Origin of the sequence: Massilia sp. CFBP9026 (assembly GCF_034045165.1) — a bacterium.
Taxonomy (GTDB): domain Bacteria; phylum Pseudomonadota; class Gammaproteobacteria; order Burkholderiales; family Burkholderiaceae_D; genus Telluria; species Telluria arenae.
This window is the reverse complement of the sequence record NZ_JAXCWH010000008.1, coordinates 69,779-96,736: the sequence shown is the minus strand read 5'-3', so window position 1 is coordinate 96,736 and position 26,958 is coordinate 69,779. Positions and strand designations below refer to the sequence as shown.

The 26,958-nt window shown below is 62.1% G+C and carries 21 protein-coding genes and 1 tRNA gene; 4 read left to right on the top strand and 18 right to left on the bottom strand.

Going from position 1 to position 26,958, the window contains the following annotated elements:
* Positions 1-86 precede the first annotated feature (86 nt).
* Positions 87-1,487 carry an L-cystine transporter gene (locus SOM28_RS19635; protein ID WP_320469150.1) on the bottom strand — a complete coding sequence of 467 codons (1,401 nt, stop codon included), beginning with the start codon at positions 1,485-1,487 and terminating at the stop codon, positions 87-89.
* A 267-nt stretch (positions 1,488-1,754) separates the two neighbouring features.
* On the opposite strand from SOM28_RS19635, the gene SOM28_RS19630 reads away from it, so the two are divergent.
* A complete protein-coding gene (locus SOM28_RS19630; RefSeq protein WP_320469149.1) occupies positions 1,755-3,506 on the top strand; it encodes a methyl-accepting chemotaxis protein in 1,752 nt (583 codons plus the stop codon).
* 184 nt (positions 3,507-3,690) lie between these two features.
* On the opposite strand, the gene SOM28_RS19625 is transcribed toward SOM28_RS19630, so the two are convergent.
* The 5 genes from SOM28_RS19625 to SOM28_RS19605 all read right to left on the bottom strand — a co-directional run bounded on the left by SOM28_RS19625 (position 3,691) and on the right by SOM28_RS19605 (position 7,931).
* Positions 3,691-5,049, bottom strand: a complete 1,359-nt coding sequence (locus SOM28_RS19625; protein ID WP_320469148.1) for a DUF3526 domain-containing protein — start codon at positions 5,047-5,049, stop codon at positions 3,691-3,693.
* Positions 5,046-6,482, bottom strand: a complete 1,437-nt coding sequence (locus SOM28_RS19620; RefSeq protein WP_320469147.1) for an ABC transporter permease — start codon at positions 6,480-6,482, stop codon at positions 5,046-5,048. The genes SOM28_RS19625 and SOM28_RS19620 overlap by 4 nt, the downstream gene beginning before the upstream one ends.
* Positions 6,479-7,213, bottom strand: a complete 735-nt coding sequence (locus SOM28_RS19615; RefSeq protein ID WP_414675183.1) for an ABC transporter ATP-binding protein — start codon at positions 7,211-7,213, stop codon at positions 6,479-6,481. Before SOM28_RS19615 ends, SOM28_RS19620 begins: the two co-directional genes overlap by 4 nt.
* 113 nt (positions 7,214-7,326) lie before the next feature.
* Positions 7,327-7,653, bottom strand: a complete 327-nt coding sequence (locus SOM28_RS19610; RefSeq protein ID WP_320469145.1) for a hypothetical protein — start codon at positions 7,651-7,653, stop codon at positions 7,327-7,329.
* Positions 7,654-7,736: 83 nt separating this feature from the next.
* Complete coding sequence (locus tag SOM28_RS19605) at positions 7,737-7,931, bottom strand: hypothetical protein (protein ID WP_123068704.1); 195 nt, start codon at positions 7,929-7,931, stop codon at positions 7,737-7,739.
* A 793-nt stretch (positions 7,932-8,724) separates the two neighbouring features.
* Here SOM28_RS19605 and SOM28_RS19600 point away from each other — a divergent pair.
* The 3 genes from SOM28_RS19600 to SOM28_RS19590 are packed head-to-tail and all read left to right on the top strand — an operon-like array spanning position 8,725 to position 11,685.
* Positions 8,725-9,894, top strand: coding sequence for a CmpA/NrtA family ABC transporter substrate-binding protein (locus tag SOM28_RS19600; protein WP_320469260.1), 1,170 nt, complete (start codon positions 8,725-8,727; stop codon positions 9,892-9,894).
* Positions 9,895-9,933: 39 nt separating this feature from the next.
* Entirely contained in the window at positions 9,934-10,857 is a 924-nt protein-coding gene (ntrB, locus tag SOM28_RS19595) for a nitrate ABC transporter permease (protein WP_320469144.1), read from the top strand.
* 15 nt (positions 10,858-10,872) lie between these two features.
* A complete protein-coding gene (locus tag SOM28_RS19590) occupies positions 10,873-11,685 on the top strand; it encodes an ABC transporter ATP-binding protein (protein ID WP_320469143.1) in 813 nt (270 codons plus the stop codon).
* On the opposite strand, the gene SOM28_RS19585 is transcribed toward SOM28_RS19590, so the two are convergent.
* The 12 genes from SOM28_RS19585 to tolA all read right to left on the bottom strand — a co-directional run bounded on the left by SOM28_RS19585 (position 11,686) and on the right by tolA (position 26,949).
* Positions 11,686-12,168, bottom strand: a complete 483-nt coding sequence (locus SOM28_RS19585; RefSeq protein WP_320469142.1) for a hypothetical protein — start codon at positions 12,166-12,168, stop codon at positions 11,686-11,688. It lies immediately after the preceding gene.
* Between the two features lie 27 nt (positions 12,169-12,195).
* Positions 12,196-12,453: a hypothetical protein gene (locus tag SOM28_RS19580; protein ID WP_123068712.1), complete on the bottom strand. Its 258-nt coding sequence runs from the start codon at positions 12,451-12,453 to the stop codon at positions 12,196-12,198.
* 272 nt (positions 12,454-12,725) lie between these two features.
* Positions 12,726-13,004: a PAAR domain-containing protein gene (locus SOM28_RS19575; RefSeq protein ID WP_320469141.1), complete on the bottom strand. Its 279-nt coding sequence runs from the start codon at positions 13,002-13,004 to the stop codon at positions 12,726-12,728.
* A gap of 523 nt (positions 13,005-13,527) precedes the next feature.
* Complete coding sequence (locus tag SOM28_RS19570; protein ID WP_320469140.1) at positions 13,528-13,953, bottom strand: hypothetical protein; 426 nt, start codon at positions 13,951-13,953, stop codon at positions 13,528-13,530.
* Between the two features lie 358 nt (positions 13,954-14,311).
* Positions 14,312-14,773 (bottom strand): hypothetical protein, encoded by a 462-nt coding sequence (locus tag SOM28_RS19565; protein WP_320469139.1) that lies wholly within the window; start codon positions 14,771-14,773, stop codon positions 14,312-14,314.
* A 2-nt stretch (positions 14,774-14,775) separates the two neighbouring features.
* Positions 14,776-19,761, bottom strand: coding sequence for an RHS repeat-associated core domain-containing protein (locus SOM28_RS19560; RefSeq protein ID WP_320469138.1), 4,986 nt, complete (start codon positions 19,759-19,761; stop codon positions 14,776-14,778).
* 9 nt (positions 19,762-19,770) lie between these two features.
* On the bottom strand, positions 19,771-22,749 hold the full coding sequence (locus SOM28_RS19555) for a type VI secretion system Vgr family protein (protein ID WP_320469137.1): 2,979 nt from the start codon (positions 22,747-22,749) through the stop codon (positions 19,771-19,773).
* Between the two features lie 352 nt (positions 22,750-23,101).
* Positions 23,102-23,177, bottom strand: a tRNA-Lys gene (locus SOM28_RS19550).
* Positions 23,178-23,255: 78 nt separating this feature from the next.
* Complete coding sequence (gene ybgF / locus SOM28_RS19545; RefSeq protein ID WP_320469136.1) at positions 23,256-24,011, bottom strand: tol-pal system protein YbgF; 756 nt, start codon at positions 24,009-24,011, stop codon at positions 23,256-23,258.
* Positions 24,012-24,112: 101 nt separating this feature from the next.
* Complete coding sequence (pal, locus tag SOM28_RS19540) at positions 24,113-24,637, bottom strand: peptidoglycan-associated lipoprotein Pal (RefSeq protein ID WP_123068696.1); 525 nt, start codon at positions 24,635-24,637, stop codon at positions 24,113-24,115.
* 34 nt (positions 24,638-24,671) lie between these two features.
* Positions 24,672-25,943, bottom strand: coding sequence for a Tol-Pal system beta propeller repeat protein TolB (gene tolB, locus SOM28_RS19535; protein ID WP_123068695.1), 1,272 nt, complete (start codon positions 25,941-25,943; stop codon positions 24,672-24,674).
* 31 nt (positions 25,944-25,974) lie between these two features.
* A complete protein-coding gene (tolA, locus tag SOM28_RS19530) occupies positions 25,975-26,949 on the bottom strand; it encodes a cell envelope integrity protein TolA (protein ID WP_320469135.1) in 975 nt (324 codons plus the stop codon).
* Between the last annotated feature and the right edge of the window lie 9 nt (positions 26,950-26,958).

The window sequence follows — 26,958 nt, the reverse complement described above, 5'->3', positions numbered from 1 at the left end:
CGAAAAGTTAACATGGCGTCATCATGACGGATTCGGCATGGCGTCAGCGCACGATTGCTGCCGCCCGCGGCGATGCTTACAGATGTTTACACGGCCTGTTCTTCGCCGTCGAGGTTGACGTCGGCGTCGTCCTGGAACACCCGCATATCGGTCTGGCCCAGCACCCGGCTGGTGACGCTGCCGGCCGCGATCGAGCCGCTGACGTTGAGCGCCGTACGGCCCATGTCGATCAGCGGTTCGACCGAGATCAGCAGGCCCGCCAGCGCCACCGGCAAGTCCATCGCCGACAGCACGATCAGGGCCGCGAAGGTGGCGCCGCCGCCGACGCCGGCCACGCCGATCGAACCGAAGGCGACGATCGCCAGCAGTGGCAGCAAGAAGCTTGCCGTGAATGGATCGATGCCGACCGTTGGCGCGATCATCACCGCCAGCATGGCCGGATAGATGCCGGCGCAGCCGTTCTGGCCGATCGTGGCGCCGAACGAGGCAGCGAAATTGGCCGTGCCTTCCGGCGTGCCCAGGCGCGCGGTCTGGGTCGCCACGCTCATCGGGATCGAGCCGGCGCTGGTGCGCGAGGTGAAGGCGAACACCAGTACCGGGAAAATTTTCTTCACGTAGCGCAGCGGGTTGAGCCCGACGCCGGCCACCATCGCCAGGTGCACGCAGAACATCAGCGCCAGCGCGGCATACGAGGCGACCACGAAATTGAGCAGGCCGAGGATGTCCTGCAGGCTGGAACCGGCCACCATCTTGGCCATCAGCGCGAACACGCCGAACGGGGTCAGGCGCAGCACCAGGGTCACCATGCGCATCACGATCACGTGGGCCACGTGCACGAAGCCGCTGAAGGACTGGAACACTTCCGGCTTCTTGCCGGCGATACCGACGGCCGAGATGCCGATGAAGACCGCGAACACCACCACCGCGATGGTCGAGGTCTTGCGCGCGCCGGTCATGTCGAGGAAGGGATTGGCCGGGATGAAGGACAGCAGCAGCGACGGCAGCGACAACTGCTGCGCCGTGGCCAGGTTGCCCTGGAGGTATTCGCCGCGCGCGACTTCGGCGCTCGACGCGGTCAGGCCCACGGCCGACAGGCCGAACAGCTTGGCCATCGCGATGCCGATGATGGCCGCGACCACGGTCGTGACGAGCAGGATGCCGATGGTGAGGGTGCTGATCTTGCCGAGCGACGCGGCGTCGCGCAGTTTCAAGATGGCCTGCACGATCGAGACCATGATCAGGGGAATGACGATCATCTGCAGCAATTTGACGTAGCCGCTGCCGATCACGTCGAGCCAGGCATTGGTCGCCACGATCGCGCTCGATCCCGCGCCATACACGGCCTGCAGCCCGGCGCCGAGCACAACGCCCAGGCCGAGGCCGGCGAACACGCGCTTGGTGAACGACGCATGGCGGGCCTGCATGCCATACAGGAGTGCGCAGATGGCGAGGGCGAGGGCCAGGTTCAGGAGAACGGGAAAGGTCATGACACTTGGGTTGAAGCAGGGAATCGCGCCATTCTATCGGCAAAGTTGCCTTGCCGTAGTGTTAATGTCACATTTGCTTATGCGCGCAACGCATATTGACGGAGGTTGATCGCGTGATCGCCGGCTTGTCGGATATCTGTTGCTGCACGGCGACGGAACATGAGTCATAACGCAAGGAAATACTCAATGCTTCCCATAAAGGGAACAATGTTTCTATAATCCAATGGATACCACATTTTTTATCCATGGGCTTAAGGCCAGCGAATCATGTTCAAACATCTCAGCATCAAGTCGCGCCTCATCTTCGTCATCGCCTTCCTGGCAGTCGAGCTGATCGCCGGCGCGGTCATCGGCATCTATAACCTCGGCATCGCGAATACCGAACTCAAGCAGATGTACGACCACCGCCTGGTGGGCCTGAGCCAGGTGGGTCAGGTCACCCAGCTGATCACCACCAATCAGCTGGCGGTTGCCAAGGCGGTCAACCTGGAAGACGTCGGCTCGCGCAATACCGCGCTGGAGTCGGTCGACGCGAATATCGTGGTGATCAGCAAAATCCTCGATAGCTACCGCCAGCTGCCGATGACCGATACCGAGCGCGCCCTGTACGAGCAGTTCACCGAGGCGCGCAAGGCCTTCGTCGAGCAGGGGATCCGCCCGGCCATGGCCGCGATTCGTGGCGGCGACAATGCCGGCGCCATTGCCCTGCTCAACGGCCAGATGACCAGGCTGTACCTGCCGGTGGCCGATCTCGGCGCCAAGCTGGTCAAGGAGCAGCAGGACGCCGCGCTGAAGGAATACCAGGCCTCGCAATCGACCTTCGAGCTCGTGCGCGCGGTCTGCCTGGCCGGCCTGGTGTTCGGCCTGATCATGGCCGCCTTCGTCGGCTGGGTGCTGGTGCGCGCCATCGTGCGTCCGCTGGAGCAGGCGGTCGCGATCGCCGGCGCCGTGGCCAAGGGCGACCTGACCCAGACCATCGAAGTGACCTCGAACGACGAGACCGGCCGCCTGCTCAAGGCGCTGAAAGAGATGAACGATTCGCTGGTGAAGATCGTGAGCCAGGTCCGCACCGGCACCGACAACATCGCCACCGCCTCGAGCCAGATCGCCGCCGGCAACCTGGACCTGTCCTCGCGCACCGAGCAGCAGGCCGGTTCGCTGGAGGAAACCGCTTCGTCGATGGAAGAGCTGACCTCGACCGTCAAGCAGAACGCCGATAACGCACGCCAGGCGAACGCCTTGGCCACCTCGGCCTCGGAAGTGGCGGGCAAGGGCGGCGCGGTGGTCGAGCAGGTGGTGCAGACGATGGGCGCGATCAACGCCTCGTCGACCCGCATCGTGGACATCATCGCCGTCATCGACGGCATCGCCTTCCAGACCAATATCCTGGCGCTGAACGCGGCAGTCGAAGCGGCGCGCGCCGGTGAGCAGGGCCGCGGTTTCGCGGTCGTGGCAGGCGAAGTGCGCAGCCTGGCGCAACGTTCTGCGGCAGCGGCCAAGGAAATCAAGCTCTTGATCGACGACTCGGTGGACAAGGTGCACCACGGCTCCGAGCTGGTCGAACGCGCCGGCGCCACGATGCAGGAAATCGTGCAGAGCGTGAACCGCGTGACCGACATCATGTCCGAGATCACCGCCGCCAGCCAGGAACAGACCGCCGGCATCGAACAGATCAACGGCGCCGTGGCCCAGATGGACCAGGTGACCACGCAGAATGCGGCGCTGGTGGAAGAGGCGTCGGCTGCGGCGGCCTCGCTGCAGGAAGAAGCGACCGCGCTGGCGCATACCGTGGGCGCGTTCAAGCTGACCAATGCCGTCACCAGCCGCGCCAGCGCTGCGGCGCCGCGCGTGACCACGACCTTGCCGGCGGTGGTGGCGAAGGCGCCGGTGAAGGCGGCCGCCAAGCCGGCCAAGGCCGCAGCATCGACCAAGCCAAAGGCGGAAGCCGCACCGACCGCCGCTGCGAAGCCGAAGAAGACCGAAACAGCGGACGTGGGAGACGGTTGGGAAGAGTTCTGATGGGGTGAGGAGGCTAGCTAGTTCGCGGCCTCCAACATTTAGTTAGCCATACCACGTCGTCCCCGCGCAGGCGGGGACCCAAGTTAGTATGCGCAGCCACCTGGATTTGCTTAAGTGGCATGCGGAGAAACTTGGGTCCCCGCCTTCGCGGGGACGATGTTTTGGGGGTAACGAAAAAATGGCGTTAGCGTGGGGCGCGCAGCTTGCGTAAACCGATCGCAAGCAATGCGAACGCCAGCACCGCCAGCGCCAGCAGCTGGCCCACCGGCAGGCGACCGGACACCGCCACATGCTCATACCGTGGCAACTGCGCCAGATCGTCCTGCGTCATCGCCCGCTCCTCGAACAGATACGGATAGAAAAAGCGCCGCAGCTGCGTGTGATACGCCGCGATGCGATCCTGGTACGCCAGCTGCGCCAACAGGTCGGTATCGGCCAGGCGATGCAGCAGCACCTGCACGTTCACCGACGCCAGCAGCAGGCCGACGCGCGCCGTCCAGCTTTCCCTCGCCTGCATGCTGGCGCGGTATTGGGCGACGTCGGCGGCCACCGCATCGTCGCCGGCCTGGTGCATCGCGTAATACCATTTCCAGTGAAAGCGTCCTTCGACCGGCGGCGTGTCCTTCCACTCGGGGTGGGTGCGGAAGAATTTTTCGAATGTCTCCGGCTTCGGGATGTCCCAGCCCGAGTGCACGGCCTGGCGCTGCGCCAGCGCCAGCTCGACGCCCTTGGAGACCGGCGACAGGCGCGCGATCGCGGCGTCGGCCAGCGTCGGCAGGATCATCGTCAGGCCGACCAGGCAGGCCAGCAGGATCGCGGCGGCGCTACTCGAGGTGCGAGCGCGCGCCGCTACCCAGCTCGCCAGGCCAAACCAGAAGGCGAGATAGAGCGTGGCCACCAGCGCGATCGCCGCGAAGCCCGCCAACCCGGCGCCGGCCGTCAGCGCGCCACAGGCCAGCGGCAGCAGGGTGGCCAGCCACACCAGGCCATAGCGCAAGCCGACCCGGCGGCGCCAGGTGTTGGCGGCGGCGGCAGGAAGCGACGCCAGCAGCCGCAGGCGGCCTGCTTCGCGCTCGCTCGACACCAGGTCGTGCATCAGCGCGATGACGAACAGCGGCGCCAGGAAGACCAGCACGAAGGCGAAGTCGAAGCGGCCCGGCATGGCCAGCTCGGGGTTGATGGCCTCGGATTCATACAGCTGCGAGTGCAGGCCGAGCAGGCGCACGCGCAAGGCCTGCGGCTGCAGGTCGCGCTGGCCGATGGCCACGAAGGCCAGCGGCGATGGCGGGTTCACCGTCAGGTGTGGCAGGTAGTAGCCGACCGAGCCGGCTTCGGCCGCGCCACCCTTGAGCTGCTTGGCGGCGATGGCTGCGTAGTCCTGCGCATGGCTGGCCGCGATGCGCTCGAGCGCCGCGCGCTGCTGGCCCACGGCCTGCAGGCCGGTCCAGACCGACAACGCGCACAAGAGCGCCAGCAGCACGATGGCGCCGACCGCCAGCCTGGAATGCGCCACCTGGCGCAGTTCAAATTTCAGCGTGTTCATTTGGCCTTCCTTTCGAGGCGTTTCGCGATCGGGTAAGCGGCGCCGAACAGGGCCAGCAGCCAGCCGCCCAGCACGGCGAAGGCGGGCCAGGCGTGGCGCGCCGCCACCTCGGCAAAGGGTACGGGTGGATAGCCGAAGCGCGGCGTGTCGTCCCAGTGATGCTTGTCGATGCGTTCGTCGCCGGCGCCTTGCGGCGAAACGACGTTGGCGTGCAGGCCGTTGAGCGACTGGACGAAGGCGTAGCGGTATTTTTCTCCCTCGACCAGGAAGCGCGCATGGCTGTCGAGATTGGTGCCAGCCAGCGCGGTCGACATGCGGCGCAGCGCGATCACGGGGCTGAACAGGCTGGCCGAGTGCACGATGGCGTTCTCCTGGCGCTGGCGCGCGAAGTCGGCGCGCATGAACTCGTCGAACAGTTCGCTCGTCATGCGTTCGCCTTCGGCCATCAGCAGGCCGCCGTAGTTCACCGGCAGGTCTTCGACCCGCTGCACGCCGTATTTCTCCAGCGTGCGCGCGCGGAAGGCATTGAAATAGGGATCGTCGGGATTGTGGCTGTCGCCGATCGCCGCCAGGCGCTCTTGGATGGCGACTTCGGTCTCGATGCGACTCGGCCGGCCGACATCGTCGGCGGCGAAGTCGGGCATCACGCGCGGCAGCAGGATCGCGGTGACGATCCAGCCGGCCACCAGGGCCAGCAAGGCGTCGCGCGCACGCGGCAGGCTGCTCGACACCAGCACCGCCACCACCACCCACAGCAGCAGATAGAGCGCATACCCGAGCAGCATCGTCAGCGCCTGCGGCGCCACTGCCGGATGCAGCAGGGCGATCGCGACCAGTGCGGCGAAGGCGGGCGCGCCGAGCAGCAGCGCCACACCGGCATGCGCGGCCAGCTTGCCGAGCAATAGCGTCGCGCCGGGGATGCCCTGCACGATCTGCAGGCGCAACTGGCCGCGCTCGCGTTCGCGCGCCACGCTGCCGAAGGCCAGGAACACGATCAGCAAGGGCGTGAGTACCTGCAGCACAAAGGCCGGCGTGAGCTGGCCGAAGCGCAGCAGCACCGAGGACTGGCCGGCGTCGCTGAAGTTGGCGCTGTTCTGGCGGTGGCCCTCGAGGAACAGCGTGTTGCCGGTGAAGGGATCGACGCCGAAGTCGAAGAAGGCGAGGGGGCTCAATGGACGGAACACGTAATGCCCGTAGTGCACCACGCGGTGCGGGTGACGGTCGGGTTGGCTATTCCACTGTTCGTCGGCCGTGCCCTGAAAGCGCGCGCGCTCGGCGTTCACGGCGTCGACACGTTCATGGCTGACCAGGATCGCGGCCAAGGTCAGCGCCAGCATCAGGATGCCGGCGGCCACCGCGACCTGGTTGCGCAGCATGGCGCGCCATTCGCTGCGGGCGATGGCGGGCAGCGCCTGCATCAGGGTGGCGCTCATGCCGCATCCTTTGTCTGGCTGGTTCCCGCATATCTCCGGTACAGGTCGCGCACGTCGTAGCGTTCGTCTCCGCTGGCCGTGACTTCGTGGCTGATATGGCCGCGCTCGAGAAAGCCGATGCGGTCCGCCACCTCGGCCGCGCCCAATAAATCGTGGGTGACCATGAAGATCGCACTGCCGCGTGCACGCAGGTCTTGCAGCAGGGCGTTGAACTCGCTGGTGGCTTGCGGATCGAGGCCGGTGGTGGGTTCGTCCAGCAGCAGCACCGGCACCTGGCGCGCCACGGCCAGCGCGATCGCGACCTTCTGGCGCATCCCTTTCGAGTAGCCGCCCAGGCGGCGCCGCCAAGCCGAGGCATCCAGGCGCACGGCGTCCAGGGCCTCGTCGATGGTGGCGTCGGTCCAGCTGCTGCCGGCCAGGCGCAGGAAGTATTCGATGTTCTCGCGCGCGTCCAGGTGCTCGTACAGGGCGACGTTCTCGGGCACATAGGCCAATTGGCCGCGCGCCGCCAGCGGATCGGCGGCGACGTCGATGCCGCATACGCGCACGCTGCCGGAGCGGGGAACCGTGAAGCCGAGGAAGGTGTTCATGGTGGTCGATTTGCCGGCGCCGTTGCCGCCCAGGAGAGCGTAGATCTCGCCGCGCGCGACGCGCAGCGACAGCTCGTTGAGCACGGGCGTGGACTGGTAGGCGACGGTCACGCCGTTCGCTTCCAGGGCAGGGGTAGTCATGGTCATCGTGGTCCTTTGTGGTGAAGCTGAAGCAGTGGGCGCACGCCGTGCGCGAACGCGCATGCGCGCCCGCAGGCCGGTTTGACGCGGCCTGCGAGGGATTCAAAGACGGATCAGTGGCGCGGAGGCGCCTGGCGGGAAGGAATCAGGTAGCGGCGCAGGACGACCGGCGCGGGGCGCGGCAGGCGCGCAAGGACGAAGGCGATGACGAGGAAGAGTGCCAGCAGTTGTGGCGATGCCGCTGGAAGGTCGGCGGTCGAATGGGAAGCGATCTGGCAGCTGACGCAGTCGGACAGCTGTTCGGACAGGTCATGATCGTGGAACGAGGCGCCCACGAGTTGCAGGGCAAGGCTCAGCGCGCACAGGCAGGCCAGCACCCGGCGCAGGGGTGCGCTCGCTGCACGATAAGGTGCGTGCTGACGTGTGGCCTGGAACTGCATGCGATCCCGATCGACGATGATGCGGGGCAGTATAGCCCAGCCGGCATCGAGCCGACAACCGGGCCGCACGCGGCACGGTGTACTTACTCGAAGGCGATCAGCAGCGCGGTAAGGCCGATACAGGCGGCGGCGATGACGCCGATGCGGGTGCGCAGGCGGCGGCCGCTGGAGACGATGTCCTTGGCGATGCCGCGCTTCGGCGCGCGTGGGTTGCTGCGGTCGACCGCGGTGGCGGCATGGATCGAAGAATGGTGGCGTTCGGTATGTTCGGTGTTCATGGTTAACTCCAACGCCGTCTCGAATGGAGACAGGCAAATCAATGAATGGCCGGCGTGAGCCGGGCGAAATATGAAGATGGTTCGCCGGTCAGGCGCGTGTGCGCGCTCGGCGGAAGCGGATTTACCGACAACTGCGCCGGCCCGCCAAGTCGGTCTGGTGACGCTGGCTGGAGTGAGGCGGGCGGTGGATGCGTGACATGCGGATGCCAGTACAAAAGCTTCGAAATCGGGATCCGGGACGGGAGCAAGACCTGCAAGTCTGGCTGCGTTCAGGACGTTATTTATTTTACATGTGTGCCCGGTATATACAAGGGGCGCACGATTGAGACAACGGATGTTTTCTCAGTGCAACAACCAATCCTAGCATGCCGTATGCGGTAGCAGAAGGGCGTATTTGCAGGTTCTCTGAGTTGACGCAACAGCCCGTCCAAAATGATGCGCTGCGCAATCGCAGTGCGCCATTTCCGCCATCGCGCGGTGCGCCGGCGGTGCGAAATGACGGCGCGTCACTCTGCGTACTCGCTGGCATGAAGATTGCGTAATCATCATCAGCGCAATGGAGCGCTGCGTGCGCCGCCAACGAAGGCAGCGCCCACCAAGACAACGACGTCTACCGGAACATGAATGCGTTCATGTCGGGTACGCGTCTTTTTTTTTGCCTGACTACATTGGGATTGCGATGAAAAATCAGAAGCTTGAAGCGAAGAGCGTAGCGGCGGCGGATGTCGACGAAGTCGACGTCACGCGCAGGAAGGTCATTCATGGCGCAGGTCTGGTAGCGGGAGGAAGCTTGATGGGGCTGGCAACGGGCGGCGTGTGGGCGGCGGGTTCGGACAAGCCGGAAAAGACCGAGATCAAGATCGGCTTCATCCCACTGACCGATTGCGCGTCGGTGGTGATGGCCTCGGTGCTGGGCTTCGACAAAAAGTATGGCGTGAAATTCGTGCTGAGCAAGGAAGCCTCGTGGGCCGGGGTGCGCGACAAGCTGGCCAACGGCGACCTGGATGCGGCCCATGTACTGTACGGGCTGCTGTACGGCGTCCAGATGGGCATCGGCGGCCAGCGCAAGGACATGGCGGTGCTGATGGGCCTGAACAATAACGGCCAGGCGATCACGCTCTCCAAGCAGCTGGCGACCAAGGGTGCCGTGGATGGCCAGTCGCTGGCCAAGGTGATGCGCACCGAAAAACGCGAATTTACCTTCGCCCAGACCTTCCCGACCGGCACCCACGCGATGTGGCTGTATTACTGGCTGGCGGCCAACGGCATCAACCCAATGAAGGAAGCGAAGGTCATCACGGTGCCGCCGCCGCAGATGGTGGCCAATATGCGGGTCGGGAATATGGACGGCTTCTGCGTCGGTGAGCCGTGGGGCCACCGCGCCATCATGGACGGCATCGGCATCACCGCCATCACGACCCAGGACATCTGGCGCGACCATCCCGAGAAGGTGCTGGGCTCGACGCTGGAGTTCGCGAAGAAGCACCCCAACACCTGCCGCGCCATGATGGCCGCCATCATCGAGGCCGGCCGCTGGATCGACGCCTCGATGGCCAACAAGAACAAGATGGCCGAGGTCATCGCCGCCAAGTCGTACGTCAACACCAGCAAGGACGCGATCGACCAGCGCATCATGGGCCGCTACCAGAACGGCCTTGGCAAGACCTGGGACGACCAGAACTACATGAAGTTCTACAACGACGGCGCGGTCAACTTCCCGTATCTGTCGGACGGCATGTGGTTCATGACCCAGCATCGCCGCTGGGGCCTGCTCAAGCAGGATCCCGATTACCTGGCCGTGGCGAGCGCGGTCAACCAGGTCGCGCTGTACAAGGATGCGGCGACGCTGGCCAAGGCGCCGGTGCCTGCGAGTCCGATGCGCAGCTCGAAGCTGATGGACGGCACCGTATGGGACGGCAAGGACCCGAAAGCCTACGCCGCCTCGTTCAAGGTCAGGGTCTGATTTTCATTTGCTGTCATCTTGTCTGAATAGGGGAATGCCATGAACGCTATCCTGAAATCCGAGCACCATGCGCCTGCAGGTGGCGGCGCGACCGTTGTTACGTTGCCGCTTGCCGTCGAGGCGCCTGCCGCCAGTGCCACGCCTCCTGCACGCAAGCCGGCGCCCGTCGTGCGCGGCGCGCAGCCGTTCGCCAGGGCGGTAAAGGCGGTTCTGCCGCCGGTGGTGGGCATCGCCTTCGTGGTGCTGGTGTGGCAGCTGATCGCGACCCGCAACGAGACCTTCCCGTCGCCGCTGGTGACTTTCCAGGAAGCGCTCAAGCTGTTCGCCGATCCCTTCTATCACAACAGCCCGAACGACCAGGGCATCGGCTGGAACGTGCTGGCATCGCTCAAGCGCGTGGCCGTGGGCTTCGGGCTGGCGGCACTGGTGGGCATTCCGCTGGGTTTCATCATCGGGCGGGTGAAGTTCGTGAACGGCATGTTCGGCCCGATCATCAGCCTGCTGAAACCCGTGTCGCCGCTGGCCTGGCTGCCGATTGGCCTGCTGGTGTTCAAGTCGGCCGATCCGGCGGCGATCTGGTCGATCTTCATCTGCTCGATCTGGCCGATGATCATCAATACGGCGGTCGGCGTGCAGCGCGTGCCGCAGGATTACATGAACGTGGCGCGTGTGCTGAACCTGTCGGAGTGGAAGATCCTGACCAAGATCCTGCTGCCGTCGGCGCTGCCGTACATCCTGACCGGCGTGCGCCTCGCCATCGGCACCGCATGGCTGGTGATCGTGGCGGCCGAGATGCTGACCGGCGGCGTGGGCATCGGCTTCTGGGTGTGGGACGAGTGGAACAACCTGAACGTGGCGAACATCATCATCGCCATCGTCGTGATTGGCGTGGTGGGGCTGCTGCTCGAGCAGGCCCTGGTGGCGCTGGCGCGGGCACTGACGCACGAACAAGTGGCTAACTGATTAAGGAGCGCGATCATGGATGACCTTCAAACCAAATTCATCGACATCACCGGCGTGGAGATGGCGTTTCATACGAAGAAGGGCGTGTTCCAGGCGCTGCAGGGGATCGACCTGCAAGTGCGCAAGGGCGAGTTCATCACGCTGATCGGGCACTCGGGCTGCGGCAAGTCGACCTTGCTGAACCTGATCGCCGGCTTGTTGAAACCGACGGCGGGCGTGCTGCTGTGCGCGAATCGCGAGATCGCCGGGCCGTCGCCGGAGCGGGCGGTGGTGTTCCAGAATCACTCGCTGCTGCCGTGGCTGACCTGCTACGAGAATATCCATCTCGGGGTCGAGCGGGTGTTTGGCGGCGCCGAGACGCGGGTCCAACTGCGCGAGCGGACCATGGCGGCGTTGGCGCTGGTGGGCCTGACCAGTGCCGAGGCGAAGCGGCCGCATGAGATATCGGGCGGCATGAAGCAGCGGGTGGGCATCGCGCGGGCGCTGGCGATGGAGCCGAAGGTGTTGTTGATGGATGAACCGTTCGGAGCGCTCGACGCGTTGACGCGGGCGCATTTGCAGGACGAGCTGCTCAAGATCGTGGCTGCGACCAGGTCCACGGTGGTGATGGTGACGCACGATGTGGATGAGGCGGTGCTGCTGTCGGATCGGATCGTGATGCTGACCAATGGGCCGGCTGCGACCATCGGTGAAATCGTCGAGGTGGGACTGGAGCGGCCGCGCGATCGGGTCGCGCTGGCGCAGGATGCGCGCTATACCGAGCATCGCAAGGCGGTGCTGGAGTTCTTGTATCGCAAGCAGGCGCATCCGGCAGCGGAAGCGGCGTAGCTAGCCAGGCGCCGGTTGGGGATAGAACTGCCACAGGAAGGAGGGTACCGACTGGCGCCATTCTTCCTCGGTCTGGTCCGGCACCGCGCGCAGGTCGAGTATCCATTCGCGCACGACCCTGCCGGCGGCGATCTCGACATAGATCTCGTCCGGGTAGATATTCCGAGGCGGGTAGCCGGTCCGGCGGCGCTCGCCGTGCCAGCCGCGGATGATGCCGCTGAACCAGGTCGCGGCGAGTGGTACTACATCGTCCGGAAAGAGTAGCGATAGACCGATTTGCGGGTTGAATCCGGTCAGGTACAAGATGCGCTCATGGCCGCATTCCCGGATTTCCCAGGTGCCGTAATAGCCATTCGAACAGCCGGGCCAGGGCTTGAAGCGTGGCGGCGAAGCCAGTGACTTGCGATATGGCTCGAGCGCAAAGGTGTCGATCGAATAGACGAGGCCATCGACAGTCATGCGCTCGGCGAAGTCCATCGTCATGGGGCGTTCCTCCAGCTCAGGCCGGGCTCAGGGGGCTTTCTTCTTCTGCACCTGACGCTGCTGCTGCTTGCGCTGCGTCTGGTTGCGGTTCTGCTTGGCTTCGTACAGCGCGACGGCATCCAGCTTGGCCTGGGCGACCGTACGCAGTTCTTCCTTGTCGTCGTGCGCGACGAAGTACTCTGCGTCCTGCGCATCGACCACCAGTTTGATCGCCGCCTCGTCGTCGAGGTTGTAGATTTCGGTGAGCAGGGTTGTTACTTCATCGAGAAAGTCTTCGTATGTCATGGGGCGGTCGTCGTTGAGCGAAAGGGGAGGGGCAAGAATAAGCCGAGAACAAAAACGCCAGCCTGAAGGCTGACGTTCTTACTATTGAATCTTCGGTGGGCCGCGAACTGGGCTCGAACCAGCGCTAAGCCAAGGGGAGGGAATAGTAGCCTATCAGGAGTCGCATCACAAGTACGGCAGATGTTGAGTCGGCCATGTCTACCCTTGGCCTGCAAGGGGCGCTACGTCACGCTGCTAGTCTTAGATCGACAAGTCAACACCTCGCAAGGTCATCAACCGACCGTCGTAGGCAAGCTGCCGATCAACTTGCACCCGCATTCCGTCATACATCCCTCGACCGCAACGGGCATCCCGTCGATTGTCAATGTTTCGTGGGCAGTAATGATCTTGTTGACACCGTGCGGTTTGCCACCGGGATAGGGCAGCGGGCAGTCTACTTTGTCACCCAACCGGGCTATCGCTCTTCCCCTGATGTCGTGCTTGGGTGAACCGCTAATCACTGTGCCGCCGTGATCGGTTTTGTCTCCGACTGTAATGATTTTCAATGACATTCGGCTCTCCAATAGAATCAGTGACGTCAGTAGATTGGACAGTACGACACGAGTTCGACTGCCTCATGAAGCCCCACTTTGCACATGCTTTATTGCTGCCAAAGCTTCAGGCGCATTACTCTGCAACGCAGGACCATCAGGAGTATCAATGCTTCCTTGTGTCGACGGACACGGACAACACGTGGGGCAAGCCACATTGCCGCTTTCGGCTTGCGCTCGCTTTTTATTTCTGCGCTGGGAGGAACTGCCAGACAGACCAAGGGCAGCAGTCCAACCAGTTGGGTTACGTGTGTTCGAATATATATGGAAGCCCCCCACCAACCTAATCGGGAACCGCGTAGACATCGCGCCGTATCGGGATCGTAGTAACGGTATCCGTTGTAATGCAGTCCGGTCTCTTCATAAAAGTACTGCCCCTAGAAGCGGAACGGTTGCCAGATCTCCTGCCTGTACCGCTCGCATATCTCGCTCACACCTTCAAAACCCATTGTATTACCGCTTGGAGATCTAACTGACGACACGATCATCGGCTCGGACTGATTTTGAAAATCGTCCCGTCAATTTCATTTATTGATAAGCGAAAGTCACCTGATGATCCCGATAAGAAGAAGCAAAGCGCGCTGGCAACATAATAAACATCGTAAAATGACGAAGTGATTAATTCTCTTGGCTTGTCTATTTCAAGGCGAACACTTCCGTTCGCATTCATGACGTAAGCATGATTTTTTTGTCCCGTTTCGAATGGTCCCTCCACAATGGCAATGCTGCGGAAATCGTTTAACGGCACGGCGAGAACTCCCCATGGTTTCAGCACTTCATATTTTTGTCCATTGTGTTCCCATGATGCCCCAACTGGCAGTAGTTCCCTCACGGTTAATCGCTTCGGGTTCTGTGTTTTGTCGTAGCTCGGGTCTAGTTCGATATGTCTGAATTTCTGTAATTTAGTCATTGCCTGTCTCTGCGTAAGCGGGTCCGGTCTGACATTCGGCACGGCCTCCGCAATTAGAGTCAATCTTTTTATTTTTCCGCTATCTTTCTCATTGCTTGTTCTGCGACTATAACCGCTTCACCGGCAGGAATAGAAAGCGGCCAACATTCTACAGCTAGCCTTGATAAACTATTTAAATCGGAAAGCGGAATGGATCCGAGATTGTTTTCAGCCTGCTCCAAGTAAGCGGTTAGCTTCTTTCGAACAAAATTCAATTGTTCGGGAGTGACTGGGCAGGATTGACATTCGAACACGGTCTCTGCAACGGTCCTCAGTGAATCAGTTCAGGCCGTGCCCAAATTTCAGACCTGGCCCCCATTTATGACCGTGAGGTGGGTTTGCCCGGGGTCCGCTCAAAGGTAATGTCGAAACTTAGATCGCCTTGCTTGGCATCATAAAAAAATATTGCCTGACCCCATTCACAGGGCTCTAAAAAGGCAGAGCTTGGATGGTCGCTTATGAATTTTACATTTAAAGATTTCTCGCATGCTTTTAATATCTTTGACTCAAGAACGCTAGATTCGAAAAATTCGATAAGGTCAAATAGAAAAGTTATTGCGCACACTACTCCAGTGTCGACTTCAATCACGATATCGGCCGATCGTCCGAAAATGCTAATTTTTTTTAATGAGCGATATTGTGTTTGCCCTTCATCTGTTCGAGTGGGCGGTGAGCATAGTCTTGCGATAGACTCCGTTAGAGCGCCTTTTTCGTCAACCGCTATGGGCGTCAAATTAAGTGAGATCAATCCGTGTTTTAAATCTAGTTTTGCAGTATGCATGTTCAATTCCCGTACGCGATGATTCGTCCTGTATCTACAAGGTTTGGTTTATCCTTATTTTCTATGAAATATTGTTTGGCTCCACCCTTTCCAAGGTTTGGATTGTTTTTTGCAACACCAACTGCCATGCAGGTATCCTTAGTAAGAACGTAGCCGTGGACTTTGGTGCGCATAGGACGTGCATCTCGGCTCTTCCAATTTCCCTTGTGGGCAACCTGCACCGAGTCATTGTATTGCCTAGCACTACGGGCTCCTACTACTGCTTCAGACTTTACCAAATAGTTTCCTGGAGCATCTCCATGCGGATAAAGGGTATAAAGCACGGTGCCCTTTCTCACGACGACATTTTTATAGCTGTCCACACCGTTGTACGGGTCGCGACCTTGCCAAGACTGTGCAACGGCAGAAGGATTACGGCCTTGACATGGATCGCAGGTGGCACAACCGTTCTTTAACGCATTCTGCTTCTTCGGTGCTAGACCCAGCGGATCGATCCATTGGACAGGGTTTGGTGCATATGTGTGAGTATTGAATCCACCTAGCAATCCAATCGGATCTTTGCTTACAAAGCGACCGCTAAGCGGGTCGTAATACCGATGCCGGTTGTAATGCAGTTCCGTTTCATCATCGAAATACTGCCCCTGAAACCGTATCGGATTCCTTATCCCGGCCTTGCTCGCCGCCTCGCTGATCGCTTCCTTCGCCTGCCCCCACGCCTTGTACTGAGCCGACCACGCAACCGTTCCTTCGCAATCAGTCAACTCCTGCGGCGTACCAAGATGATCGCATTGATAGAAGGCGATCTCATCCTTACCGAACGGCTCGGCTTCTTGCTCGAACTCGCCGTTCCATAGCGGATCGAGCGCGATGTCGTACTTGCCGTCGTTGCCCGTCATCAGCGCTTTGACATCGGTCATAGGCGCCAGTCGAAGCGCTCGGTTCCGGGTAGCCTGCATCAGCGGCACGAAGCTGTCGCGCTCGTACACATAGTGCACCGTCCGTTCGTCCGCCGCATAGCCTTGGTGTACGCTGCTTTCCAACGCCAGCGTGTCGCCATCCCAACCATACATGGTTCGGGCAGTCTCCCGAAAGGCAGTGCCCTTCATTACACCACTGTGCTTGGCGATGCGCCGCCCGAGCGGATCGTAGGCAAAACTAGTGACACCATGCCAGGTCGTGGCGCGGGTCATCCGGTTGAACGCATCCCATTCATACTCGGACCGGAGGCCGTCCTGGGTACGTTCCACGACGTTTCCTCGTTCGTCATAGCGGTATCGCACACCGGCATATTCCTTGAGCAGGTTGTCCAACAGTTTCGGCAGTGGGACACGGCGCCTAATGGGCTCGTGCTGCGCGGTATTGGGTGCCTGGATGTTCCCAGCCGGATCGAACGCGAAGGTTTCACGACCCAGTGCGCTGTTCGCCGCCAGCAGCCGTCCGACCGCGTCGTAGCGGTATTCGATGCGGCCGCGCCGGTTGTCTTCGAGGCTGGTCAGTTGGCCGGACTGGTCGTAGCCGTAGCGCCGCACGATTGCGGCCTGCATGCCGACCTGGACGTCGGGACGGTACTGGTCGGGGGAGAAATGCCGGTCCTTCCGACCGACCAGCGCGATTGCACCGAGCTGCTGTTCGATCAGGCGTCCAACCGGGTCGTACTTCATCTTCTGCTGCAGGCCATTGGCCTGGTTGCGGCTGGTTTCCTGGTACAGCGCGTCGCGCTCGAAAGTGACGAGCTCTTGCCCGTCGAGCAGAAGGCCATGCACGTGGCCGGCGCCGTAGGTCAGCCATTCGATGCGGTGGCCGTCGGGGCGCGTAGTGCCGATACGCTGGTTGAGTTCGTCATGGTGGTGGTGCCAGACGGCAGTGCGCTTGTCGGCATGGAACGGGCCCTGATAGTGCTGGTGCTCGCGTACCAGGTTGCCGGCGTCATCGTAGAACCATTGCAGCCTGGCGTGCTCGTTCTTCGCTTCGGCTAACTGGCCGTTGGCGTTGTAGGCAAAGGTTTCGATCTGCTCCAGCTTGCCAGGGGCTGCGGCCCGCCGTTGCACGAGCCGGCCCATGGGATCGAATTCGAGCTGCGTAGTTACGCCGGCTTCGCCGGTCTCCGCCAGCACGCCACTGGCCTCGTCATAGCGGTACTCGGTGGCCTTGCCGTCGAACCCCTGTTCCCGCAGCAGGCGTCCGACCGGATCGTACTGGAAGCGGTAGACGCTGTCGTTCTCGTTTTCCAGTGCGGACAAGCGGCCAAGCGCATCCCACCGGTATTGCAGACTGTGCCCCAACGCGTCGGTGCGCTTGGCGATCAGCCCGGCCGCGGTGTAGCGGTAGGAGACGGTGCGTTGCATTGCGTCGATGTGCGCCAGCAGCCGACCTTCGGCGTCGTGACGAAATTGCTCTTCGGCGCCGTCGGGATGGATGACGGCTTCGAGTTGACCAGGATGATTCCCGCTGCCGGAGCCTTCACCGCGCGCCTGCGCCAGCGTTTCGGCACCGAGCGGCGTGTAGCGGTAACGTGTCGCATTGCCGGCAGCGTCGATGCTCTTGACCAAGCGCTTGCGGTTGTCGTATTCCCACTGGCGGCTGTGCCCGGAACAGTCGGTATAGCCGGCGAGCTGGCCGTCCGGAGAGTAAATGAGTTTCGTCACGCCGCCTTTGGCATCGGTGACTTCGACAGGCTGGCCAGCCTTGTCATACGCGTACTGGGTCTTGTTACCGCGCGGGTCTATTTCCTCGACCAGGTGGCCCTGGGCATCGTAGTCGCGCTTCCAGGTGCCGCCTTCGGCATCGCGGATGCCGGTGACATGGTGCTGGCCGTCATACTCGAAGTGGACCTGGCTGCCGTCCGCGCGGGTGTGGGTGAGCAGGTTGCCGTGGTCGTCGTAACGATAATGCTCGCTGCTGCCGTCGGTATGAATATGACGGACGACGTTCTTGGCGTCATCGCGGAACAGCCATTCCTCAAGTCCGTCGGGATACACGGTGCGGTAGGTATAGCCAGCGATGTCGTAGTAGTAGCGGGTCTCTTGGCCTAGCGCGTCGGTGACATAGGTCAGGCGGATGTTCTTGTCCCACTCCAGCCTGGTGTCGTCGATGCCGTCGTCGGCCCACTCGCGGATCGCCTTGGCGTGAAGCCCGCTGTCGATGCTGGTGTCATAGGCGAGGTTCATGCCGCGCCCGGTGCGGTCGGTATAGCGGGTGACGAGATGGCGGTCGTACTGGTAGTGCCAGGCGGCGCCGTTTTCGTCCTGGGCTTGGAGCAGGTCGCCGTGGTCGTCGTAGTCGTAGGCCGCAAGCTGGCGCAGCAGCTTGCCATCCTTGATTTCCCACAGCGCGCGGATGTGGCAGCTGTCGGGATCGATCTGGGTACCGACGTGGGCGACGATGGTCTCGCCCTGTTTGCTGACGATATCGCTGAGCACCTCCTCGCCGGCATAGGGCCCGTTGGCGACAACGTGATCGTAGCGCAGGCCAAGGGCGGCACCGTCACGGGAATGCAGCGCGATCAGCCGGAAATGCTCCTTGCCAAAGTCGGCTGCCTTGGCGCGTACCGTGTCCACCAGCTCATAGGTTTCGCGCCAGGGACTAGGTTCGCCCTCGGGCAGCGGCATTCCGAAGTCGAGCGTGAGCAGGGCGGCGCTCACGCGGGTGAGTGTGATTTGTTCGACCGGATCGTAGTGCCGCTGGCCGATGCCCAGCCACGGGTAGCGGTGGCTGCGACCGTCGGCGGCGTGATAGAGCAGGGCGGTGGGCTTGCCTTGGCCGACGACATCGATGCGGGTGGTGTACGGGGTAAGCCAGCGCGCGCCGAGACTGCCGCGGTCATAGGCGCTCAACTGGCTGCGGTAGGTGCGGTTCCATCCGATGGGGAGCGGCGCATCCAGTACGAAATCGGTATGGGTGAAGGTTTCGGCGCCGGTGGCGAAGCTGATCGAGTGTGCGGTGCCGCCTTTTGCAGGGCACAGCTTGCAGGCATTGGCGTCGCCCTTCGCCGGGCTTTGCCGGCCGCTCGCTCCCAACTCGTGGCCGGGGTTGTTCTTCTTGTGGTCCGCGCCCTTGGCGGAAGGGACCATCGCCGGATGCCTTCGCTTGTGCTTGACGACCGCGTCGCGCAACCGCACTAGCAGCCACCGGATGCTCATCTGCGCCTGTTCGTCGGCCAGTGCGGCAAGCTTGCCGCGAAACGCCGGCTTGAAGTCCGTTAGGTGACCGATGATACCCGTGACACCCGCGACCGCGCTCTGCGGCAAGTGGCTGGCCGCCGCTGCGGCAACGTAGTTTGCGGTATTTTTGTATTGTCGGCCAAGGGCGCCAAGCATACGGCGCAAGCTGCTTTCTACCTTGGGGTCGTGCAACTTGCTCTCCACTTCCGCCGGAGAAGCCACTTCGAACAGCGGTTCCTTGCCGATGCAGCGGTTCAGGATCTTGATCAGATCGTTCGAAATACCGTCAGCAGTATCGGCGCAATCGTCGAGGATGCCCGCGAGTTTCCCCATCGCGCTGTCGACAAAGGTCTCGATCTCGCCGGCCAGCCTCGCGTTGAGGTGCACGATCAGCACTTCAATTAGTGCGCTGCCAAGATCCTTGACACCCAACGCCAGCTTTTGCCGGACCAGGTGCAATGCCGGGCGCAGGCTCATGCGAGCCGCACCCATTGCCGGCGGCACCGGAACGACGCCGATCAAGTTGATGCCGAGGCTGACCCAGTGCAGGAAATCGACTTCCTTCTTGTTGACGGTCTTCTGGATCACCCCAACCATATCCATGATGGCGTCGACCAGCGCCATGATGTTGCCGATCACCGGCAGGCTGCCGGCCACCGTGCTCAGGCGCTCCAGCGTGACGTAGTCGTTACTGATCTTGCGTAGCCATTTATCGAAGGCGGCGGCGCCGGCGCCGACATCTTGCTGATCTATGGTGTTGAGTGGGGCGACTGCGACTTCCGGCGCGCGTTCAGTGGGCTTGGGCGGGGGCTGCTTGGTCTCGGTCATGGTGGCTTTTTATATGACGGATTTTTTCGGGATCGAGGACAGCACTTCAGCGCCGATGCGCGGCAGCGATCCGGGTAAGCTGAGGGTAGAGGCGACGGCACCCGCAGGCTCACCGGCACTTACAGCCCCGTAGGTATGTAGGGCCGCCGCGCCCCCTGGAAGCTTGCCTAAAACATCGGCCATGCCCGCCTGTCCAACCGACGCCAGCAATGCTTGCGCGCCGCCTTTGGGCAGCGACTGCACCGCGCTTGCCGCTTGCTCCGCGGCTTGCGCAATCGCGCCGACCATGCCGGCTGCGCCGTTGAGACTGCCTGCCGTCGCATCGGGGGCAGCCTCGGTCAGCGGCATGGCCGGCCATTCGGTGCCCTGGCCGAAATAGCTGCCTTCATCCCACGGATCGCGTGGATCCTTGCCGTAGCTGACCGTGGCCATTCCCATCGGCAGGCCGGCCACGCTGGCAAATCCGTTGCTATCGAGTGTCCCCTGGTGGACACCACCTTCGGCGTCGACGACGGTATAGTCGCCTCCCTGGATGCCTTGCTTGCTGCCGCCCTCCAGGTTCACGTACTGGTGGTACAGCGCAAGCTGTCCCGGCGGCAGTTGCACGGTCTGCGGCAAGGTCGGCGTGCCTTCGCTCTTGCCGGGGACGAAGCTATGTTGCGCCGCATGCTGGCGCCAGTTGCCGCTGGTGCCATGGACGATTCCCGATGCATTCCAGCGGCTGAAGCTGGTGCCGCCGTTGATCACCACTTCTTCCTTTGCCGTGATCGTGATCCGATTGGCGGTATGGGTGATGTTGAGCTTGGCCAAGATGTTGACGCTGTCCTTCAAGGCGGTGATGTCAATGTCGGCGCTGGCCGCCACCAGCTTCATGCCGGCCTTGTAGGCAAACATGCGCACCGCTTCCTTCACGCTAACGAGCAGGCTCTTGCCCGCGCTCAGGCTGGAATGGCCGCCGCTGGTCAGGGCGGTGTGCTCCACGCTCATCAAATGGGTGGATCCCTGCGAGGTGGTCTCGATACCGGCGGGGCTGGCCAGGGTGAGGTGAGGAGCCTGGAATTCCGGAAATTCGCCTTGCGCCGGTGCGCCGCCCTGGCCTTTGATGGCGTCGGCCTGCGCTTGCAGCGCGGCGACGACCTGGTCCTGGTCGCCTGGCAGGTGCGCCTGCGCCTGCTGTGCGGCCTGCGACAGGCTGTCGTGCAACTCATGGCCCTGGGCCAGACGCGCCAGGGTCTCCGTCATGTCGGTGATATGGGCGCGGGCGTTCGGGCGACCTTCGGTGCTGAGCAGCAGGCCCTGCTGTGCGCGCACCACGCCGTGGCCGTCGGAGCGCAGCTCGAAGCCCTGGCCGCGCGCATCCTTGCGTCCGGCGTTGTCGTCGATACGGTTGATATGGCCGAGGCTGAGCTGGCTGGCCAGATGGTCGCTCTTGAGCTGCGCCTGGATCTTCCCCTGTGTGTCGTCCAGTACCAGATGATTGCTGCGTCCGCCGGGCGTATTGCCACCCGTGGCGCTCAGTTCCCGGCTTCTGAGCCCCATCAGCGCTTGCTGTTCGGGCAGCTTCCACGGCGGCATATAGCTCTGGTTGTATACGGAGCCGGTCACGATGGGATGGTCGGGATTTCCATCGAGCCATTGCACTATCACTTCCGATCCAACCCGCGGATGGCTGGTCAAACCCTTCTCGCCGCCGGCCCAGTTGCTGCTTACTCGTACCCAGCAGCTACCGCTTTCGTCCCGGTCCCAGTGAAACTTGATCTGGATGCGGCCGTACTGATCGACGTTCAGGCTGCCCTGGCCTTGCGCGCCGACCACGATGGCGGTCTGCAGAGCCAGCAGCTTCGTGTCCGTGCTGTTGAAGCCGCGTCCCGGGCGCCAGAGCACGGACTTGCTCTGGCAGACCAGGCGGTTCTTGTACTCCGCTTCAGCGTCCTTGCCTTGCAGGTAGTTGTTGCTGGCCTCGTGATGCACTTCCAGGACCAGAAATTCGCCGTCTCCGCTTTCGCCGAAATGGTCGAGCAGCTTGAACCATCGGCCCGCAGCGACCCGCCGACAGTTACCCTGGGCCTCAACCATCTTGCCGCGGGCCTCGATTTCTTCCATGCGCAGGCGTGCAAGCTGGTCGGCGCCGGACTGGTGCTTGAAGCCGTAATGCCCTTCGTAACTGTGCACTTCCAGCCGCGGAATATCACCTTGTTCGTTGACGGTGACAATGTCTGCATGTACAGAGCGTGGATTCTTGAAGTCGAAGCCGCTCACTGCCGCTTTACTGGAAGCCCACTGGCGCAATGGACTCCAGTCGCCAATCGCGTTTTCTTCCGTGGCGCCGCCTGCTCGCTGGAAGCGAATGCCGGGCGATGCTCCGTCGATCGGTTCCGAGGTGCGCGTGTCGTCGCAGACCTTTAAGACGTGACCTTCATTGGCATGCTCGTACCAATAGCTGTAGCCGGCCGCTTCCCAGCGCCGGCATAAGTAGTTATGGTCGGTCTCGTCCCATTGCGTGTCCATCGTGCGCTGTGGCTGTTCGCCGGCGACGGACCACTCCCACTCAGGCAAGCTGCCGTAGCCGGCGAAGATCGTCTCGGCCTGTTCGCTCAGGTTTTGTGTATGGAACAAGCGATTGTTTCGGCGCAGACGTGTGTATGCGAACCATGGCTTCAAGACGGCCTCATAGAAGGCCAGGCCGCCGTCGGTTTTGACCAGCCTGAATGCCGCGACATAACCGGTGAATGGACGCAGGCTGCCGTCGTCCTGCACCAGCGAGACGCACAGCAACTTGCCATGCATCGCCTCGAGTGCTATCCGGGCATCGTCGCTCAGCAGTTCCACCTTGAACTCAAAATCGCGCGACAGGTATTCCGAGCCTTCGAACCGGTTCACCATCAGCGTGGCCTGAGGGCCATCCTTCTTCGGGAACGACAAGCGCAACAGGCGGGTACGTTGGTGGGCTTCCAGCAGTGATTGCAGGGCAGTCATCGTTTTGCGCATCAGTTGGTCTGGCCGCAGTCCGTCTTGAACGCCTCCTCTAAGCACGTCTGGACTTGCAGCGAGCTTTTGACTGTAGACATTAATTGCGAGTGGCCAATGACAAGGCGCAAATCTATGCGAAGTCGAGCCACGCTGCAGCTTTAGCGGCAATGTTGGAGCTTCGCTGCTTCAGGAAACCAACGGATTAAGACGAGGTAGCTATACGCGCACTGGCGCGCGTGGTGTATCACGCGGCGGTATTGGATGGGCTTTTGCGCGTCACAGGTACGGCACAGCAGGAGGAGGGGCTGCGGAAGAAACAAAAAAGGCGTTACGATCGCTCGCAACGCCTTCATTTGATACTGCAAATTCGTGGTAGGCCGTGCGTGGCTCGAACACGCGACCAACGGATTAAAAGTCCGCTGCTCTACCAACTGAGCTAACGACCCGAAGAAACGAGATTATAGGGCCCGGCCTCGAGCCTGTCAATTGCCGAGCCCGATCAGGGCGATGCTAACGCCCGACAATCACTTCAGCGAAGCCAGTCGATCGCGCGCCGTCTGCGCCGCGCTCGAGTCCGGGTACTTGGACACCAGCGTCTGCAGCGACTTCTTCGCGTTCTTGTTGTCCTTCAGCAGGGCGTAGCTGCTGGCGATGTTCAGCATGGCGTCCGGCACCTTGGCGCTGTCGGCGTAGGTGGTGGTCACGACCTGCTGGGCCGCGATGGCCTTCTTGTAGTCGCCCAATGCGTAGTAGGTGTTGCCCAGCCAGTACTGCGCATTCGACGCGTAGGCCGATTGCGGATACTGCTTGACGAATTCCTGCAGCGCGACGGAGGCGCCCTTGTAGTCGCCCGACTGGAACTGGGCGGTGGCGGCCTCGTAGGCGGTCTTCTCGGTCGGCATCACTTCGGCGGTCTGGCCGTCGATGACTTCCTGGCGCGGTTCGAACCGTTTCATGCGCGCGTCCAGGTCGGCGTACAGCTGCTTCTGGCTTTCCTGGGCCTTGGACAATTCATTCTGCAGCACTTCGATCTGGCCGCGCAGGCGTGCGATCTCGCGCATGGTCTGCTCGTGCTGGTTCAGCATCTCGATCTGGACCGTCTTGTCCGATTTGCCGTCGATGCGCGCGGTCAGGTCGCGCGTGATGTTGTCGACCTTGGTGCGCAGGTCCAGGATGGCCTTGCGTGCTTCGTCGTCATCGAACGGGCCGGCCACGGCGTGCAGCGGCATCCACAGGGCCAGGACGAGGCAGGCGAGGCGGGACGGAGACAGTTTGATCATAAGCGTTGCTCTTTCTAAACCGGTTGCTGAGATAAAACGGGGCGGGTAGCAGTCTGCACTGCGTCCCGCCCCGTGTCAATCGGCTGAATCAGCCGTATTGATTACTGGTAAACGATGTCAGCGCGGCGGTTTTCAGCCCAGGCTTCTTCGTTGCTGCCGGTTGCTTTTGGCTTTTCTTCGCCCAGCGAGACGGCTTCCATCTGACCTTCCGACACGCCCAGCGATGCCATCGAGCGACGGACGGCTTCAGCACGCTTCTGGCCCAGGGCCAGGTTGTACTCGGTGCCGCCGCGTTCGTCGGTGTTGCCTTGGATCAGGACTTTACGCGAGGTGTTCTTGGTCAGGTAGCCCGAGTGGTTCTGCACCACTGGCTGGCCGTCGGCGCGGACCACGAAGCTGTCGTAGTCGAAGTAGACGCTACGGTTGGCCAGGACGCCTTTTGGATCGTTCAGTGGATCGACGGTGCCGGTTTCCACTGGGCGGATGTCACGTGCGTCAGCAACTGGTGCTGCTGGCTCTGGCGACTTTTCAACGACTGGGGTTTCTTCCAGTTTGGTTGGCGACGAGCAAGCAGCCAGCAGGGCGGCAGCGGAAGCGATGAAGGCGAGACTCTTGAAGTTGCGCATGGATTTTCTCCTGTTCTGGTTAAGGTTTTACTTCTTACTTCATGAAAGGACCCCAGCTGGGCTCCCGAATGTTTCCCGCTTTGGTCGTCAAGCGTTGCTTGACCCGTCCATCCACAGACACCACTGCAAGCGAGACGCGCCCGCCGCCCTTGGTTGCATACATGATGTACTTGCCGTTAGGCGAAAAACTCGGTTCGGTGGCCCCATCGGCCAGGCGAAGTTCCCGGCCGCTTGCCAGGTCCATCGCGTATAAGGAGAAAGCGCCGCCGCGCTGCGAAATCCAGGCCAGCGTCTTGCCGTCGGACGACACGCGTGGGCTGATGTTGTAGTTGCCGTTGAACGTCACGCGGGTGGCGTTGCCGCCCGAGACGCTCATCTTGTAGATCTGAGGACCGCCGCTGCGGTCGCTCGTGAAGTAAATGGTCTGGCCGTCGGCCGAGAACTGCGGCTCGGTATCGATGCCAGGATTATTGGTCAGGCGACGGTGGCCGCTGCCGCTCGAATTGACGGTATAGATTTCCGTATTGCCGTCCTGCGACAGGGCGACGGCCAGGGTCGAGCCGTCCGGCGACCACGAAGGCGCGGAGTTATTGCCCTTCTGGTTCGAGATCACGTTGCGGCGGCCGGTCATCAGGTCTTGCAGATAGACCACCGGCTTGCGGTTTTCCATCGAGACGTAGGCGACCTTCATGCCGTCCGGCGACCAGGCCGGCGAAATGATCGGTTCCTTGCCCTGGGTGGCGATGATCTCGTTCTCGCCGTCGGCGTCGGCCACGGCCAGCGCGAAGCGGCTCGCCGCGCGGTCTTCCTTCACATACGCGATGCGGGTCGAGAAGATGCCGCGCACGCCGGTCAGCTTTTCATAGACGTCGTCGGCGATGCGGTGCGCCTGCAGGCGGGTGTAGCGGGGCTGGACTTCGCCGCCCAGCTGCGAGATTTCGCCGCCCTTGACGGTGTCGAGCAGCTTGTAGCGGATCGCGAAGCGGCCGTCCGGTTGGCGCGCCACGCTGCCGACCACGAGCGCGTCTGCGCCACTGGCCTTGAATGCGCCCAGGTTGACCTTGCCGACGTCGGCATCGCTGATCACCTGGCCGGCGTCGATGACCTTGAACACGCCGCTGCGCTCGAGGTCGGCACGGATGACGGCCGAGACCTTGTCAGGAGCAACGGATTCGTCGGCAAAGGCGGCGATGGCCACCGGAATCTGGTTACTGCCAACGCCGGCGATTTCGATCTGGATCTGCGCATTGGCTGTAGTCCCTATCGCAAGGGAAACGCTGAACAGCAAAATGTGAAGTTTTTTCATGGTGTCTCTAGTAAAACTGGTTCGAACCGAATCAATCGTAATCTTTCATCGAGAAATTCACGTCAAGCGTACGCTCCACGGTCCCGTCCTTCTTCTTGGGAAGTGGAGATGCTTTCTTGATACCATTTTCCACTGCTCTGTCAAATTCTGGCACACCGCTGCTTTTCACGAGGCGTACCGACATGATTTCGCCGGTTGGCAATTGCTCCACCCGGAAGGTGGCGCGCGGATTGCCGGCCACGTCGGTATTGCCCGGATAGGCCGTCGCGCTCTTGATCGCGGCGGTGATCGCGGCGATGTAACCGCCATCGCTGCGCGGACCGGTCGATTTCACAGCGGTGCCGGTGCTGCCCATGGCGCCCGCCATGCGCTTGAGTTCTTCCTGACGGAATTTCTCCAGCTTGGCGGCTTCGGCCTTGGCGGCAGCGGCTTCCTTTTTCTTCTTCTCGGCAGCAGCCGCGTCGGCCTTCTTCTTCTCGGCGGCTTCGTTTTTCTTGCGCTCGGCTTCCTCGAGTTTCTTTTTCTCGGCTTCGTCGCGCTTCTTCTGTTCAGCTTCTTCGCGTTTCTTCTCTGCGGCTTCCTCGCGCTTCTTCTCCTCGGCTTCCTTGCGCTTCTTCTCTTCGGCAGCAGCCTTCTTCGCTTCTTCTTCCTTGCGCTTCTTTTCCTCGCGCAACGCGATCTCAGGATCGGGCGTCGGCGCAGGGCGTTCCACCACCGTCTCCGGCGGAGGAGGAGGCGGCGGCGGTTCCGGCGCAGGCTCGGGCTGCGGCTCGGGTTCCGGCGCCGGCTCGGGCGGCAATTCGGGCGCCGCGGCGGTCTGCACCGACATATCCCACACCTCGGCCTCGACCGATACCGGATTGACCTTCTGCCAGCTCACGCCGATCGCCAGGAAGGCCAGCAGCGCCGCGTGCACCGCCACCGCCAGCAGGAACGATGGCAGTGGTTTCGGTTCTGGCGGCACGTAGTAGGGCGAGCCGTCGTTGGCTGACTTCTTTGCGGTCATATCTTCGGC